The sequence below is a fragment of the Phocaeicola coprocola genome, assembly GCF_041333015.1.
Classification (GTDB): domain Bacteria; phylum Bacteroidota; class Bacteroidia; order Bacteroidales; family Bacteroidaceae; genus Phocaeicola; species Phocaeicola coprocola.
The window spans coordinates 454,794-471,253 of record NZ_JBGKGM010000001.1 but is presented as its reverse complement, the minus strand read 5'-3'; the positions used below and the strand labels follow the sequence as shown (position 1 = coordinate 471,253).

Below are 16,460 nucleotides of genomic sequence, written 5' to 3'. Positions count from 1 at the left end.
CAAAGGGTTTGTTTTTTATAGTTTAAATTTAATGCCAAAACCGAAACTGCGTACGCTGGGTTGCATGAAATAATCATTACCTTGTCCGTAAGTGCTTGTTGACGGTGTTAGCTCAGGGTCAAAGGGAGCTTTGCAATATAACATCCATGGATTGTTAGCAATGAAAGAAACGGTAACATCTTTCAGTACATTGGCAAACCATTTGTCTGGCATTGTATAACTGAATGTCATTTCTTGCAAGCGAATATTTGTTGCGCTGTACAGGTAGTATCCGGAAGTTTCATAACCTCCTGTACCAATCATTTGGTAGTATGTCTTTGCATCTACCCGACCTTGTCCTGGGAACAGAGCACCTCCGGCGTCACGAGCTTCTGCAGAACGTTTGGATACACCGAAACGGTCGAGGATAGCTTCGGTAGAAGAAGTAACCACTCCACCAAATCGTCCGTTGATTAAGAAACTGAATCCAAATCCTTTATATGACAGGGCATTGTTCCATCCCATGTTAAAGTCTGGAGATGTCTTTCCTAAGTATACAGGTTCACCTCTTTCCAGACCGAAGGTTCCGTCACTTTTTACTTCAACATATCCCTGACTATCTTTCTTGAAGAAAGTGTTTGCATAAATATCGTGAATACTTCCACCTTCTTTCAGAATAACGCGACCATTGTCTTTCAGTACTTCCGGGATGTTAATCGGAGCTTCCATCAAATCGGTATGATAGTCTTTCACCATCTCCTTAATCTCATTTATATTCTTTGAGAATGTAAATGTAGAAGAAACAGCCAGACCGTTTTTAAACTTATCATTATAGCCGAAAGAAGCTTCCCAACCTCTATTTTCTACGTTACCTGCTTGCAGGTAAATCTTCTGATAACCGGTGAATTCCGGTAAATCTCCCAGGAATGTCTGATTGTATGTATTCGATTTATAGTAAGTAACTTCTGCACTGAATTTGTTCCACAGGCGTAAGCTAACTCCCACTTCGTAAGATTTGGTGCGTTCAGCTTTAAAGTCAGTGAATGGATAAATATATGTCGGCGACGGAATACCCCCGACGATTGGAGTTGTTACTGTACCAGGAGTTAATCCAGAACGAGAAACTGGAGCACCAACTTCTGTATAAGAACCACGTACTTTCAAATAAGAAATAAATTCAGGAAGCTGTACCATTTCCGAAATAATACCAGACAAACCGATAGAAGGATAGAAGAATGATTCTTCGTTGGTATTTACCAGACGAGAGTTCCAGTCGTTACGTCCGGTCAAGGTTAAGTAAAGCATACTCTTCCATCCCAGTTCGACGTTGCCGAAAATAGCATGGTTACGGATACGGCTGTCACCGCCTTTTTCTGAAGTACGGCCGTTTGACGGGTCGATATTGGAAACAGCAAATTTGTTAGGAACTTTCAGTAAGGTTCCTTTATATCCTCTTTCCAATGCCCAATAATTGGAATAACTCCATCCAAGGTTGGCAGAAATATTAAAGTCTTTGATCTGCTTATTAATATTTACCATGAAGTCAGCATATTCCTGACGGTCATTGTAATTGCTATATTCGTAATGTCCTTTAGTACCTTCTGCAAAAACCTGGTCGGAAGATGCATAAATCTTACGTTCGAATTTTACATAAGTATCGTCCATTCTGTAACGTGCAGCCAGATTAATCCAGTCGGTTATCTTGTAAGTTAATCCTACATTGAACATGTAGCGGCTCTTATTGTTGGTTGAAACGTTACGGAATGCGGTCCAGTATGGATTCTGCGAAGCATAAGTTGATTCTGCTATCGGTCCGTACTGAACGGGAATTTTACGGCTGTCGTCAAAGCGTTCGAAAGTTTTGATTTCTTCAAAATTTTCTCCTCGTGGAAAGAGGTAGGCTGCCATAACCGGATTCCAGTATTGACCCTGCGAAACCATGTTCTTGTCATCTTGCTTGATATACGATGCTCCTAAATCAAGTTGTAACTTGTCATTCAGGAAAGTTGAAGTATTACGGATCGTAAAGTTCAAGCGGTTGTATGAGTTGTTGGGAACGATACCGTCAGAGTTGGTAGACGAGATAGAAGCAAATGTCTGGTTCTGTTTAGTACCGGTTGTTAAGGTCAATGAGTTGATAAAGTTAGTTCCTGTGTTGAAAAAATCTTTTTTAGGGTCATAATCAGAAGGAGTGGCGAGTTTTTCACCCCAGCTTTCATACATATCCTTTTTATTACCGTAAGTATTTTGGAATTCAGGAGTCATGTATGCTTTGCTGAATTCGGTAGAAGAAGAAAATGAAAGTTGCAATTTACCTTCTTTACCTTTTTTAGTGGTGATAAGGATCACACCGTTTGCTGCACTACTACCATACAATGCTGCTGCCGACGGACCGCTCAATACAGAGATACTTTCGATATCTTCAGGGTTGAAGTCGGCAATACCTTCAGTTCCGGCCTTTCCTTCACCCATGATACCACTGTCTGTATTTCCCATGTTTGTATTGAACAATGGAATACCGTCTACTACATAGAGTGCATTGTTATCACCTTCTATAGATTTTGCACCACGCATTACTACACGTGTAGCACCACCGACACCACTGGCACTCTTGTTGATGCTTACACCGGCAATTTTACCATTCAGTGAGTTTACGAAGTTAGCGTCTTTTACTCTTACAAGCTCTTCTGATTTTACTTGCTGAACATTGTATGACAACGCTTTTTCTGCACGTTTGATACCCAATGCTGTAACAACCACTTCGTCCAAGCGTTCTGTATCTTCTCGCATAGTAACATTGATTACACCTTTATCGGCCATAAATTCTTCAGATTTGTAACCGACATAAGAGAATTGCAGAATTGCATCAGGGCTTGAAACTGTGAGTGAATAATTACCGTCAAAATCTGTTATAGCGCCATTACTGGTACCTTCTTCCTTTATCGTAGCACCGATAATTGGTTCACCGTTTGCATCGACAACCTTTCCAGATATATTCGTTGGCTGTTTTTTATCGGATTTTTTCTTGATAGGGGTAATAACAATCTTATTACCTGAAACTTTATAAGATAAGTTCTGTTTTGCCAGTTCACTTGTAAGTAGGTCTTTCAGTTCTTCATCTTTAACAGACAGAGAGATGCCTGTTTTACCGTTTACTTCTACATCTCTGTATGAGAAGCGGTAGGGAGTTTGTTTTTCAATAGCAGTAAAAAGTTCTTTTACCGATGCGTTATTCAGGTTGAGGCTGACTTTTCCGGTTTGTGCATAACCACCGGTAAATGTAAACATACACAAAGATGCACATAAAAGGCAAATCTTACTACGCTTTTTACTATCTTTGTGCAAATCAGTAAATTGATGTTTGATTTTCATAAGTACGTAATAAATTTAGGTTTAAAGTTCGGTTTTACTATGCGCCAACATAGTTTTACTTATGGACTGAGCCATTTCCCCGGATGATTGCCGATTGTCCGGGGATGTTTTTTTCATGTTTTCATCTGTCTTTTCATAGTTTTAAGGTTAATATTTAAATTAGTTGTTATTCTATGGTTATGGTTTCTTCATCCATTGTGTATTCAAATCCGTAATGTATTTTCAACACATTCAGAACACTTCTTATATTTTCATCATTAAAAGAACCTGTATACACATCCTGTAATATATTTTTGTTCTTTATGTTGAAAGTTACTCCGAATTTACGTTCCAGACATTGGAATACATCTTTCATCTTCTCATGTCGGAAAGTAAGCTCTTTGGTCAGCCATGCTGTTTCCATTTTATTTGAAGTTTCTTCAAGACTCAATAACCCTGTTCGTTTATCGTATATCACTTTCTGGTTCGGCTTTACATTCAATGTATTATGAGCGGGATCTTTTGTTGTAACATTGACACTTCCTTCTACAAGAGCCATTTCAACAAAATTTTTGTGCTCATACGCATATACATTAAATGTTGTTCCTGTTACTGTAATATCCATTACTTCAGTGCCTACAATGAACTGTTTCTCTGTATTCTTTTTAACTTCAAAATATCCTTCACCCGACAATTCTACCTTACGGTTATCACGTCCGAAATCTTGTTTGTAGGACAGTGATGATTTTGCATTCAGATGTACAAGAGTTCCATCGGGCAATGTTACCAATGAAGTTCCATGTTCACCTGAGTTTATGGTTATATTTTGCTGAGCAAGATATTCAATATCTTTATGCTGAGTGTAGTATAAAACACTAATGCCACATGATAGTATCAAAAGAATGGATGCTGCTATTTGTAACCAATATTTTTGCACCTTCATGAATGGCGTTATGTGTCTTTGCTTGTTCAGTTTCCTATACAGAGAGTTTATTTTATCTTGTGATAAAGGCTCATAGCTGTTGAATTTATCCCATTCGTCAGAAAACAGAAACTCTAAATCAGCTTCAGATGACTGGTTTATCTTTGCCGATAACTCTTTAAATTCCTCAGAAGATATAGCTCCCGAACGGAATTTATCTAATAAATCTTTTACCTTGTTCTGTATGTTTGTGTCCATAAAACTATTACCTTGTTTATTGGTAATATCCACAAACACGTAAAATATAACATGTATATTTCTATGTTAGAAAACATAAAAATTAGAAATGGCTTAAAAAAAGGAGTAATATGAAAGAATATTGCTGAAGTTCGGTTCGTATTATTTTTAAGGCCGTTGATAATTGGTTACGTACTACTTGCTCTTTTATGCATAGTTGCTCTGCAATTTCTGCAACAGATAAATTTTGTTCCTTGTTTAGTTCAAAAATCTCACGTTGGCGTGGAGTAAGTTTTTCTTTAGCTTGTTTTAGTGCTTTGCAGAACTGATCGAAGTCTATTTGTTTTTCAGCTTCATCTCCTGAAGTTCGTATGTTGTCATTATATTCTATAAACTCCTCCATTGAGGTGTTATTTAACTGTCGGCGTAACTCCTTAAGTAATAAATGATAAGCAATTGTAAACAGATAAGCTTTGAATGATGACTCGGCATCTAGTTTTTCTCGGTTAATCCATATGCGATAGAATGTTTCCTGTACGACATCATCTGTTGTTTCTTCCGATTTTACATATTGATATACAAATTGATATAACCTTGATACCCACATTTCATACAAGGTCCGGTAGGCTTTTTCGGAACCAGATTTAACAGATAATATTAATTTCCTTTCATCTATCATATAGCTATATCAAGTTAAGATCCGCTTATTTTTTTGCTATAAATATGCAAATTTAATATTTTTCTTTTATATTGGACATATTGGTTAGCCATAGTTGAAAGATGTGTAATTTTTATAAGTATATTTTTGTTTGAATTAATGGATTTTGATAACTTGCATTATTATTAAAGTTAACCTCTGTATTATGAAAAAATATGGTCTGTTCCTTTTATTGGGGAAATTCTTGACACTCTCAATGGGAAGCTTATGGGCTGAGAATATTCAGAAGATTGACACGGTAGCTACAATTGTAGATTCAAAAGTTCTGTCAGATCCGTATTTGCCGCAACATTTGGGAGGAGAAATCTTTGTCAAAGCTAAAGATGCTAATTTCCTGAATTCATTAGTTGGTAGAATTGCCGGAATAACTGTTCAGCCCAGCTCTATGGGAACTGGAGGGGGAGTAAAAATTGAGATGAGAGGCGTAAGAAGTTTCCAAGGAAATAATAATGTTCTTTTTGTGATTGATGGAGTGCCATTTCCTCAACTTTCTGCGGAAGAGTTTTATTCCATCTATAAGGGTTATGGATTATCATCGGATGGTATCGCTTCATTTAATGCAGAAGATATAGAAGGTATTTCAGTCTTGTCGGGTGCAGTTGCTTCTGTGCTGTATGGAAGTGATGCTGCCAATGGAGTTATTCTTATTACGACCAAGCGAGGAAATAAAGAGTATAAACCTTCCATTACGGTATCGAATACGACAACTTTTGCCAAGCCTTTTGTTATGCCGGAATTTCAGCATGTTTATGAGGGTTGGGCATCGGATGTGAAAACTCCATTTGCCTGGAATCCTTCCGACTTTTATCGTACGGGACATACGGTGAATAATGCTGTTACTGTATCTGCCGGTACTGAAATGAATCAAAGCTATTTTTCTGCCATGACTCAGAATGCGGTTGGACTACTTGATAATAATAGTAGTAACCATTATAATCTGACATTCCGTAATACGACGGCTTTACTAGATAGTAAATTGAAGATTGATGTCAGTTTGATGTATATTCGTACCAAGGAGCGTAACATGCTGGCACAAGGTGACTATTTTAATCCGATTGTACCGGTTTATCTGTTGCCGGACTTTTTACGAAAGAATGATGAATATAGTCGTTTTGAACGTTATGATCCAGATGAAGGATATGCTACTCAGTATTGGCATTATGCCGACTGGCAAAATCCGTATTGGATAGAGAAACGTAATTTATTTGTGAATACTAAAGACCGTATACGGGCAGGGTTGGGATTCCGGTACTCATTAACCGATTGGCTGGATTTTATTGCATATGTAAATTATGATAAAGATAAGCAGATGCAGACACAGGAGTTATATGCTTCTACTCGTTATTTATTGAAAGATTCTTCTTTGGGAGGGTATGGGAAGATAAATGCAGATTTAAATCAGACCTACGCTGATTTAGCTTTTCATCTTCAGAAATCTGCTGGTAATTTTTCTTTTAATGCATTATTAGGAACAGTGTTTCGCGATAGAAAATACGAGTATAACTTACATGGCGGCGGTTTGGTGCAGCCGAATGTTTTTTCTCTTGACAATCTGGATAGTGTGAAAAGAAAAGACTGGGATGTCGATTTGTACGACCGCAGCAATGCGTTGTTTGCTTCTTTGCAAGTCGGTTACAAAGATTTCCTTTATATAAATGCCGGAGCACGTAAGGAATGGCAGTATTTGTGGAGTGGAGGAACAAGAGAAAGTTATGATGATGTTTTTTATCCATCGGCAGGTCTTTCGTTTATTCCAACCTCTATAATGTCACATTCGAATGTATTGTCTTTTTTGAAATTTCGTCTGGCTTATGCTGAGAGTGGTGCTTCTCATCAATATTATTTGCCTAATGGTTTATGGTCGTACGACAGAGATGCGTCATCTTTCATTCAGGGAAGGATTGCTTGTGAAAAGACTAAATCGTATGAAGTAGGTTTCGATCTGGGTATGTTTAATAATAAGTTGAATTTTTCTTTTACCATGTATTCAACATCTACGGATAGTGACATACCTCTAGCAACTTATCTGGGGAAAGCTGAGATACAAAATAAGGGCCTGGAAGTGTCGTTAGGACTGAATCAGCCTTTAGGTCCTGTTTCATGGAGTTCTAACCTTACTTATACGCTCAACAAGAATAAGATTAAGGATTTTCATGAGGTTGTAAATTCTGTAACGGGGGAATTTACAGTTAATTACTTAAAGCTCGCTTCATATGGTCAGCTTGCTGAGGAGAGACTGGTTCCCGGAGGTTCAATTGGAGATATATATGTCAGTACCTTCCGGAAAGATGCAGCCGGCAATGTTCTTTTCAATACACAGACCGGTTTGCCGGAACGAAGTAATGACTATGTATATGCTGGTAATACTTCTCCGGATTATATGATAGGATGGTCAAATGATTTCAGTTGGAAAGGTTTGGAACTTGGCTTGGTTCTTCAAGGCTGTTTTGGGGGAGAAGCCTTGTCTATGACACAAGCTATGCTTGATCGTTATGGAGTTTCACTGATTACAGCGGATGCACGTGACCAGGGAGGAGTATGGATCAGCGGGAAGAAAATTCCAGTTTTCCAGTATTATTCTGTGACATCGGGAATGTCGGGTATTGGAGAACTTTATGTATACGATGCAACCAATGTTCGTTTGGCAGAATTGACTTTGGGATACAATGTTCCGATGTCTCGTTGGGTAAACTGGATGCAGAATATAAAAGTATCTTTTGTCGGACGGAATTTACTGATGTTTTATAAAAAAGCTCCTTTCGATCCGATGAGCACGGCCAGTATGGGAAATGATATGCGGGGCATAGACTATTTCCGTTTGCCCAGTCTGCGTAATATGGGATTTTCTCTGCGGCTTACGTTCTGATGGTCTGTTACAGATTGCTTGTCTGGCAATTGAGGAAGAGGTTCAGTAATTCCTGATTGGCGGTATTATCTAACTGCGTTCCTTTTTCTGCTTCGAATATATTGAGTGTAGATGAACATTCTCCACAAATGTCTATGCCTATTATTTTTTCATGTTTCAGGATAATGGATAACAAATGCTCCAGTTCATTTAATGTAAGGGAGCCTTGATCCCAATTGGTAACGGCAGACTGTGGGTTAAGTACATCCTTATCTACAGAAATATATACCGGAGTATCGATTGTTTCGTTAGAAAACTGTTTCCACGAAGCTTCGTGTTGCAGACTTTGTTCGCTATAAAATTCCACTGTTTGCCGGTATTTAGGAGAAACATGCTTGATTAGGTTTTCGGATGCTCCTATGATAACTACTTTGCGTAAATAAGGGTTCGATTCTATTGTATCTTCTACCCAGCTTCCGCACGAAATCATTTCTTCGAAAAGAGGGGGCTGCATGTCTGGATGGTGATCGAATACTATTAACGAAAAAGGTTGCTGTATTTTATCCGTCCAAAACTTAGTCAGATAATGATAGTTGCCAGAGTCGATGAAATGAATCCCATCTGCTGGATAGTTTGCTATAACTCTTTTCAGTGCATGTGCGCCCTCTTTGTCACAGTAGCATTCTACACCTTGCAAGTGTGTACAGTCTAGCCATGTAAATTTTTTATTGTGGGAGAAGGGTTCGTAATCATATACTCCCGTAAAGTTCATAATAACAACTGGCTTGTTCATAGTAGAAATAAAAAAATCCCTGTCCCGGATTTCTCTGGAACAGGGATTTGGTGGTTAGAATCGTTTATTTAATTTCAATCACTCTATTGGCTTCTTTCTTTTCTTCCTGTGTCATCTTTGGCAATTCAATGTTAAGGACACCGTTATCGACAGAGGCGCTGATTTTTTCTTTTTCAACATCTTCAGGCAGAATCATGCACTGTTCGAATTTAGAATAAGAAAACTCGCGGCGTAAATATTTCTTTTTTTCGTCTTTTGTTTCGTTCTTTTTCTCCATTGATATTACCAACTGATTATCTTCGGTAAGATGAATGTTGAAGTCTTCTTTTGTCATACCCGGAGCTGCAACTTCTATTTTATAGCTGTTGTCGTTTTCAACTACGTTAATAGCTGGAGCCGTTGCATTGGCTTTTTCCATCCAATCGTTATCAAAGAAATCATTGAAAATACTTGGTAACCAGTTCTGATTGTAATTTCTTCTAATCGGCATCATAATTGTAATCTCCTATTATTTAAGTTCTTTTATTAATCTTGTTTCTTAGAATCGCTCCTCCTTTCGCTTTCGCGATTCACCCGATATTGTGCAAACTGTATGCCCGTCTGGTATGCCTGACATTATGATAGAATATTTTAACCTTCGTTGAAAGAAAGCCAGTTGAATTAAACTTTGATAAACATAGCATAGTGTCAATCGGTCATAAAAGTGGACAGGATGTCATTCTATATTTGGTGCCTGATTTGTATTCTTATCATTTATTCCTTATTTTTGCGCTTGTAACATTTAATATTTTATATTTATGAAGAAGATTTTATCGGCCTTAATGATTGTAGCTTGCTTGTTTATGGCAATGCCGGCACAGGCTCAGTTTCAGTTTGGTCTAAAAGGGGGACTGAACATTTCGAAATTGACTTTTTCGGAAGACATTGTAAAAGGAGATAATCGTACCGGATTCTTTATTGGTCCGATGGCTGAGTTTACAATTCCTATTGTAGGTTTGGGAGTTGATGTCGCTGCCTTGTATAATCAGTCGGGTGCAAAGGCTCAAAGTGGCAATGAGGAAGTCAGCCAGACTTTTAAAAGCATTGAGGTTCCTGTTAACCTGAAGTGGACGTTAGGATTAGGAAGTACACTGGGTGCTTATATTGCTGCAGGACCTCAGTTCGGATTTAATGTAGGAAGCGGACATTTTACTGAAAGTTTCGACATGAAGTCGTGCAATACTTCATTCAATGTAGGAGCTGGTGTAAAATTACTCGGTCATTTGCAAGCTGGAGTTAATTATAACTTTGGACTGAGCAAAATGGCTAGATCGGTAGATGATCAGATGACTATTGAGATGAAACGAAATACCTGGCAGATATCATTGGCTTACATGTTTTGATATACCAGGATCTGTATAAATAAAGGTGGAGAAAGTTTCTGTATGAACAGAATTTCTCCACCTTTATTTATGTGTTTATAAACTACTGCTTGTCAGTCGCATGGATATATTACTCCCCATTCTTTTCTGAGGTTGTCCATTTGTTTCATGATGCGTAATGTTTCGGTGTGAGGCATGTACGGCGATTCCAGCCATCCCTTTTCAATAGCTTCGATGGAGGCATATACCTGATACTCGTAGCCGCTGATCTGTTCCGGTGCATGATATACCGCTATGGTTTTATAGTTTTCATCGACAACCCGTACCGATTCAGGGCAGTTGATATTTTCTACAATCAGATGCCCTTTGTCGCCCGAAATAACTCCCATTCTGTCACTTTTTGCATAGATACTCGATTGCAGGGTTGCCATTCTGCCATCTTTATAAAAGAGTGTTATACTTTCTTGCGCGTCGACTCCCGTTTGTGTCTTCTGGCAGACAGAATGAGTTTCAGCAATATCACTTCCGAAAGCCATTGCAGCAAAGTTTAGTGTATAGACACCAATATCGAGCAGAGCTCCTCCTGCAAGTTCCGGACGGATAATTCTTTCTTTGTTGCTTATCGGATAGCTGAGGTTAGCCGACAAGGTATACGGTGTTCCGATTACTCCTTCTTTCAGCAGTTCTTGTATTTTAAGTGAAAGGGGCATATACCGAGTCCATATAGCTTCGGTAATGAATACTCCTTTTTCTTTGGCGAAAGCAAGGAGATCTTCAGCCTGACGGGCGTTGGCGGTAAAAGCTTTTTCGCATAATACGGGTTTACCTTTCTCAATACACATATGTGCATTGTCGTAGTGCATGGCATGTGGAGTTGCGATATAGATTAAGTCGACTTCAGGATCGTTTGCCAGTTCTTCGTAGGAACCATATGCCTTAGTGAATCCCCATTTATTCGCAAATGCTTCTGCTTTCTCCTGATTGCGCGATGCTACGGCATATCGTTCTACTCCTTTCATCTTTTCCAGTGTGGCCGCCATCTTTTGGGCGATACCTCCACAGCCTATAATACCTATCTTATATATCTTCATTTTGGTTGATTTAAGAGTTTCTTTACAAAGCTATAAAAGTTTGCCTGACGTACCAAATGGGATAGAACTGTTTTTTGTAACTTTGCAGCCATGAAGAAGTACGTGGATGTCATAGTGCCTTTGCCCATAGCCGGACAATATACTTATTCCGTTCCCGATGAGTTGACGGATAAGATAAAGGCAGGCTGTCGGATCGTCGTTCCGTTCGGGAGCAAGAAGTATTATACGGCTATTGTAACCAAAGTACACCAAACGGCGCCTGAGGCCTATGAAACAAAAGACATTATGGAGGTACTCGATGAATCTCCTGTTTTGTTGAGGCGGCAGTATGATTTCTGGCAATGGCTGGCAGATTATTATCTCTGTACGTTGGGAGATGTATACAAGGCTGCCTTACCTTCTGGAATGAAGCTGGAAAGCGAAACATTAGTTGTCTTAAATCCGGAGTTTGAGGCACTGCAACCTCTTTCCGAGAAGGAACAGCGTATTCTTGATCTGTTGGGTAACGATTCGGAGCAATGTATTACACAACTGGAAAAGTCCAGTGGAATAAAGAATTTGTTGCCGGTAATCAAAGCATTATTGGAAAAAGAGGCGATTCTGGTAAAAGAAGAGCTGAAACGCAGCTATAAACCGCGTGTAGAGACTAGAGTGCGATTGTCTGCTGCTATGCAGACAGAAGAGGCTGTCCATCGTCAGTTTGATGCATTGGCACGTGCTCCCAAGCAACTGGCTCTACTCATGAAATACATAGAGCTGTCCGGCTGGACTGGAGAAAAGAAAGAACTTAAGGAAGTTTCCCGTAAGACTTTGTTAGATTCGGCTGGTGTCACTAATGCAGTGCTTAATGGATTAATTGGAAAAGGAGTTTTCGAAATTTACTCGTTCGAAATCGGACGTTTGTCTGCCGAGCAAGTAAGTGTATCACCTTTGAACCCTTTAAGCAGTGCCCAGCAGCAGGCGTATAACGAGATCCTGACGCACTTTCATCAGAAAAATGTCTGCTTGCTTCATGGTGTTACTGCAAGCGGAAAGACTGAAATCTATATTCATCTTATTCAGCAGGCAATTCAGGCAGGAAAGCAGGTGTTGTATTTGTTGCCGGAGATAGCACTGACTACACAAATCACCGAACGTTTGAAAAGGGTATTTGGTAACCGGCTGGGAATTTATCACTCCAAGTTTCCGGATGCTGAACGTGTAGAGATATGGCGTAAACAACTTACTGATGACGATTATGATGTAATACTTGGAGTACGTTCTTCGGTTTTTCTGCCTTTCCGGCGTTTGGGACTGGTCATTGTGGATGAAGAACATGAAAATACCTATAAACAGCAGGATCCGGCTCCACGTTATCATGCGCGCAATGCAGCTATCGTACTGGCATCGATGTTCGGAGCAAAGACACTGTTGGGTACGGCTACACCTTGTATCGAAACCTATTATAATGCTGTTCATGGAAAATATGGCTGGGTACAGCTTACCGAACGACATCAGAATGTTTTGCTTCCTCATATCGAGGTGGTAGATATCAAGGAACTTGCCCGAAAGAAGCGGATGACAGCTCAGTTTTCTCCACTCTTGCTTCAGAAAATCCGTGAGGCACTTGAACAGAAGGAGCAGGTTATACTTTTCCAGAACCGCAGAGGATTTGCTCCGATGATAGAATGCCGTACGTGTGGATGGATACCGAAGTGTAAGAATTGTGATGTCAGTCTGACGTATCATAAAGGATTGAATCAGCTGACCTGTCATTACTGTGGTTATACTTATGAAGTTCCAAAGTCTTGTCCGGCATGTGGAGGGGTAGAACTGATAAACCGAGGATTTGGAACCGAGAAGATAGAAGATGATATTAAACTGATATTTCCGGATGCCCGTGTGGCTCGTATGGACTTGGATACCACGCGTACCCGTACCGCATATGAAAGGATCATTGCCGATTTTGAGGATGGCAAGACGGATATTCTGATTGGTACACAGATGGTTTCAAAAGGACTTGACTTCGACCGTGTGAGTGTTGTTGGTATTTTGAATGCGGATTCGATGATGAACTATCCGGATTTCCGTTCGTATGAACGGGCTTTTCAGTTGATGGCGCAGGTTGCCGGGCGTGCTGGAAGAAAGAACAAACAAGGGTTGGTAGTGCTACAAACCAAATCTCCCGATCTTCCTTTGATCGCTCAGGTAGTAAGCAATGACTATGGAGGGTTGTTTCAATCACAAATTGAAGAACGTAATTTGTTTAAGTATCCGCCTTTTTACCGGTTGATTTATGTGTATTTGAAACATCGTAAAGAGGAAGTACTCGATCAGGCTGCCGACTTGATGGCCGGGTACTTAAGAAACGGACTTGGTAGTCGTGTGCTGGGACCCGACCGTCCTCCAGTGTCGCGTATACAGACTTTATTTATTAAAAAGATAGTAGTGAAAATTGAACAACAGGCTTCGATGTCGAAAGTGCGTGAATATCTTCATCAAGTGCAACGTGCCATTGTTGAGGATGAACGTTTCCGTTCGCTGTTGGTTTATTACGATGTCGATCCGATGTAAAAAATATTCGTATGAAAATAGAACTGGATGTACATACGCATACCGTAGCAAGCGGTCATGCTTTTAGTTCCTTGCAGGAAATGGCACAGGCTGCTGCTGGTAAGGGATTGAAATTATTAGGGATTACAGAACATTCACCGGGTATACCGGGTACATGCGATCCGATTTATTTCCGTAACCTGCATGTGGTTCCGCGCCAGATGTATGGAATAGAACTTTTGTTGGGAGCAGAAATTAATATTCTCGACAGCGAAGGCAATCTCGATCTGGATGAGTTTTATTTGAAGATTCTTGACTTGCGTATTGCCGGTATTCATTCACTTTGTTATAAGTGGGGGACACCCGAAGAGAATACACATGGTATGGTTCAGGTTGTGTCTAATCCATATATTCATATCATTAGTCATCCGGGTGACGGGACTGCAAAGTTGAACTTCGAGCCTATTGTACTTGCGGCAAAGGAGCATCATACGTTGCTTGAGATAAATAATTCATCACTGAAACCTTGTCGGGGCAAAGTTGACGCCCGGAGCAATAATCTGGAAATACTGAAGTTATGCCGTCGCTATGATGTTCCGGTGATTTTGGGTAGTGATGCACATATCTCGTTTGATATTGCCACCTACGATTATGCATTGGAGCTGGTAAATGAAACTGAGTTCCCGGAAGCGTTGATTATGAATACTAGCGTAAGCAAGTTTAAAAAATATTTAGGTATCGGAGTATGAAAAGAATCTTGTTTGTTTGTCTTGGGAATATATGCCGTTCATCGTCGGCAGAAGAAATTATGCGTACGTATATCAAACGTGCAGGACTGGAAAAGGAGATAGAAGTAGATTCAGCGGGAATCAGCAGTTATCATCAAGGAGAACTTGCCGACGACCGGATGCGTGCACATGCTATTCGCCGGGGGTATAACATTACTCACCGTTCACGTCCTGTCCGTACTGATGATTTTTATGAGTTCGATTTGATTTTGGGTATGGATGACCGCAATATTGATGCCTTGAAGGAGAAAGCTCCTGATGTGGAAACGGAACGGAAAATAGGCCGGATGACCGACTATTGTCGGGTGAAGGTAGTCGACTACGTTCCTGATCCTTATTATGGCGGGGCTCAAGGATTTGAAAATGTACTTGACATACTGGAAGATGCTTGCGGAGGTTTGCTCGATAGCTTGACTCAAGAACTCTGATTGATGATTGTAAGATCTCCAGTTTATATTTTTCTTTACGCCGATATACTGCTTCTTGTAAATAATTGATAACCAATGTATATCGGCGTATAAGAAAAACATCAGCATATTTTGTCGGAAATATCAGCATATTTTCCTGAACTTTTCTCGATGTTTTTTGAAAATTTGTACAAAAAATAATAGAGTTAGGAGAGGAGCTGATTAGACCTGCTTTTTACCTGCACTTAAAGAACTGGTTGTATGTGTAAATTACATATATTTTTCTTTCCAGTGCTGATATTCTTCATTGAGTGATTCGGGAGCCTGGTTGTACCAGCTGTAACCATTTCGACGCTCATATCCAAGTTCGGAAAATGATTTACGGGGAACTCCATCACGGTCGCAGAATAGCGGTTCTTCGTTTTCCAGGTCGTAAAAACGTGCCCATACAGGTCCGCCCTTTTCGTCTTTCACTACGTGTGTGTCACGCTTGCCTTCAGGGGTCATGAACCGCTCAACACGTATGCCATATAATTTATGTAAATCAAGCCACTCCATTGCGCCATTGACTGCTGCCTTTACCCGTTCGTCCGGATCGGGGAGTTCCATTAGCAGGTGAACCAGTGAGCAGCTTTCTGCTGTGCAGAAGGAAGGCAATTCGAATGTTCGGGCCGGAGCTGGTTTTAAGGTTATGTTGTCGTGTTGCTGACACCATATGGTCGGTTTACCATTTACTCTGATTTGAGTATTCAGAATACATTCTATCCCTTTATCGAAAGCGGCGGACAGACGTGCTTTCATTTCATCGTTTACCAGTATATCGAAGGGAGCTTTTCCGTCACGAAGGTTTCGGATGATTTCCATTGTTTGTACCATGGCATCATCGTTGTATGTAATATATACTTGATATCCCCTATGTTCAGGCCAGAACTGTGGCCATCCTCCGTTGTCATACTGTCCGCTTAGGATAAACTCCACTCCTTTAAGAAAGGCTTCCTTATAACGTTCTTCGGGAGATTGTTGATAAAGTCTTGCCAGATAAGTCAATTCCAGAATGGTGGCGTCATTGTCGGTTGTGGAGTCATTGCGCCTGTCTTTATCTCCTAATACGATAGGAAGTTCTCCACCCAGCGGGCGGTGAATAGGAATATTCTTAGGCCATCCTCCTGTTGTACGTTGAAAAGCCAGCACATTATCGGCAATCCGCTTTGCTTCATCGGTTGTGAAAAAACTGTCCGGACTGTTTCTTACAATTCGTTTCCATTCTCTGGTTGTATATTCATAATCCTTGAGGGAAAGTGCTTGTTGGGAAGATGCCGGCATTGCCATTAGTGCACAAATAGCACACGTCAGAAGATTTCTGCCGCTTGCTTTGAAGAAAGTATTTTTCATATCTGTATGTGTTTAGGTTTTACATCTCAAAATTATCAAAGAAG

At 40.0% G+C, this 16,460-nt stretch carries 12 protein-coding genes; 5 read left to right on the top strand and 7 right to left on the bottom strand.

The features are described 5' to 3' along the window. Positions 1–15: 15 nt before the first annotated feature. From ACDG22_RS01960 to ACDG22_RS01950, 3 genes are all read right to left on the bottom strand, one after another. A complete protein-coding gene (locus ACDG22_RS01960; protein WP_370858761.1) occupies positions 16–3,351 on the bottom strand; it encodes a TonB-dependent receptor in 3,336 nt (1,111 codons plus the stop codon). 166 nt (positions 3,352–3,517) lie between these two features. Beyond that, complete coding sequence (locus ACDG22_RS01955; protein ID WP_270242852.1) at positions 3,518–4,510, bottom strand: FecR family protein; 993 nt, start codon at positions 4,508–4,510, stop codon at positions 3,518–3,520. Positions 4,511–4,592: 82 nt separating this feature from the next. Beyond that, the gene (locus ACDG22_RS01950; protein ID WP_177593826.1) at positions 4,593–5,168 is read right to left on the bottom strand and encodes an RNA polymerase sigma factor; all 576 of its coding nucleotides are present in this window, start codon (positions 5,166–5,168) and stop codon (positions 4,593–4,595) included. Between the two features lie 184 nt (positions 5,169–5,352). On the opposite strand from ACDG22_RS01950, the gene ACDG22_RS01945 reads away from it, so the two are divergent. Beyond that, a complete protein-coding gene (locus ACDG22_RS01945) occupies positions 5,353–8,073 on the top strand; it encodes a TonB-dependent receptor plug domain-containing protein (RefSeq protein ID WP_270212330.1) in 2,721 nt (906 codons plus the stop codon). 7 nt (positions 8,074–8,080) lie between these two features. Here the strand turns inward: ACDG22_RS01945 and ACDG22_RS01940 are convergent, their stop codons facing one another. Both ACDG22_RS01940 and ACDG22_RS01935 read right to left on the bottom strand, forming a co-directional pair. Continuing rightward, positions 8,081–8,845: an arginase family protein gene (locus ACDG22_RS01940; protein WP_303186222.1), complete on the bottom strand. Its 765-nt coding sequence runs from the start codon at positions 8,843–8,845 to the stop codon at positions 8,081–8,083. 64 nt (positions 8,846–8,909) lie between these two features. Further along, on the bottom strand, positions 8,910–9,338 hold the full coding sequence (locus ACDG22_RS01935) for an Hsp20/alpha crystallin family protein (RefSeq protein ID WP_007567289.1): 429 nt from the start codon (positions 9,336–9,338) through the stop codon (positions 8,910–8,912). A 304-nt stretch (positions 9,339–9,642) separates the two neighbouring features. Here ACDG22_RS01935 and ACDG22_RS01930 point away from each other — a divergent pair, with 304 nt between their 5' ends. Then, positions 9,643–10,227 carry a porin family protein gene (locus tag ACDG22_RS01930; protein ID WP_007567291.1) on the top strand — a complete coding sequence of 195 codons (585 nt, stop codon included), beginning with the start codon at positions 9,643–9,645 and terminating at the stop codon, positions 10,225–10,227. A gap of 92 nt (positions 10,228–10,319) precedes the next feature. Here ACDG22_RS01930 and ACDG22_RS01925 read toward each other — a convergent pair whose 3' ends face one another. Further along, positions 10,320–11,297 carry a Gfo/Idh/MocA family protein gene (locus ACDG22_RS01925; RefSeq protein ID WP_370858760.1) on the bottom strand — a complete coding sequence of 326 codons (978 nt, stop codon included), beginning with the start codon at positions 11,295–11,297 and terminating at the stop codon, positions 10,320–10,322. A 90-nt stretch (positions 11,298–11,387) separates the two neighbouring features. On the opposite strand from ACDG22_RS01925, the gene priA reads away from it, so the two are divergent. Genes priA through ACDG22_RS01910 form a run of 3 tightly spaced genes read left to right on the top strand, consistent with a single transcriptional unit; the run spans position 11,388 to position 15,045 of the window. After that, positions 11,388–13,850 carry a replication restart helicase PriA gene (gene priA / locus ACDG22_RS01920; RefSeq protein WP_370858759.1) on the top strand — a complete coding sequence of 821 codons (2,463 nt, stop codon included), beginning with the start codon at positions 11,388–11,390 and terminating at the stop codon, positions 13,848–13,850. Between the two features lie 11 nt (positions 13,851–13,861). Then, entirely contained in the window at positions 13,862–14,578 is a 717-nt protein-coding gene (locus tag ACDG22_RS01915; RefSeq protein WP_118482798.1) for a phosphatase, read from the top strand. Then, complete coding sequence (locus ACDG22_RS01910) at positions 14,575–15,045, top strand: low molecular weight protein-tyrosine-phosphatase (protein ID WP_007567298.1); 471 nt, start codon at positions 14,575–14,577, stop codon at positions 15,043–15,045. The genes ACDG22_RS01915 and ACDG22_RS01910 overlap by 4 nt, the downstream gene beginning before the upstream one ends. A gap of 249 nt (positions 15,046–15,294) precedes the next feature. On the opposite strand, the gene pelA is transcribed toward ACDG22_RS01910, so the two are convergent. Then, positions 15,295–16,416, bottom strand: a complete 1,122-nt coding sequence (gene pelA / locus ACDG22_RS01905) for a pectate lyase (protein WP_370858758.1) — start codon at positions 16,414–16,416, stop codon at positions 15,295–15,297. Between the last annotated feature and the right edge of the window lie 44 nt (positions 16,417–16,460).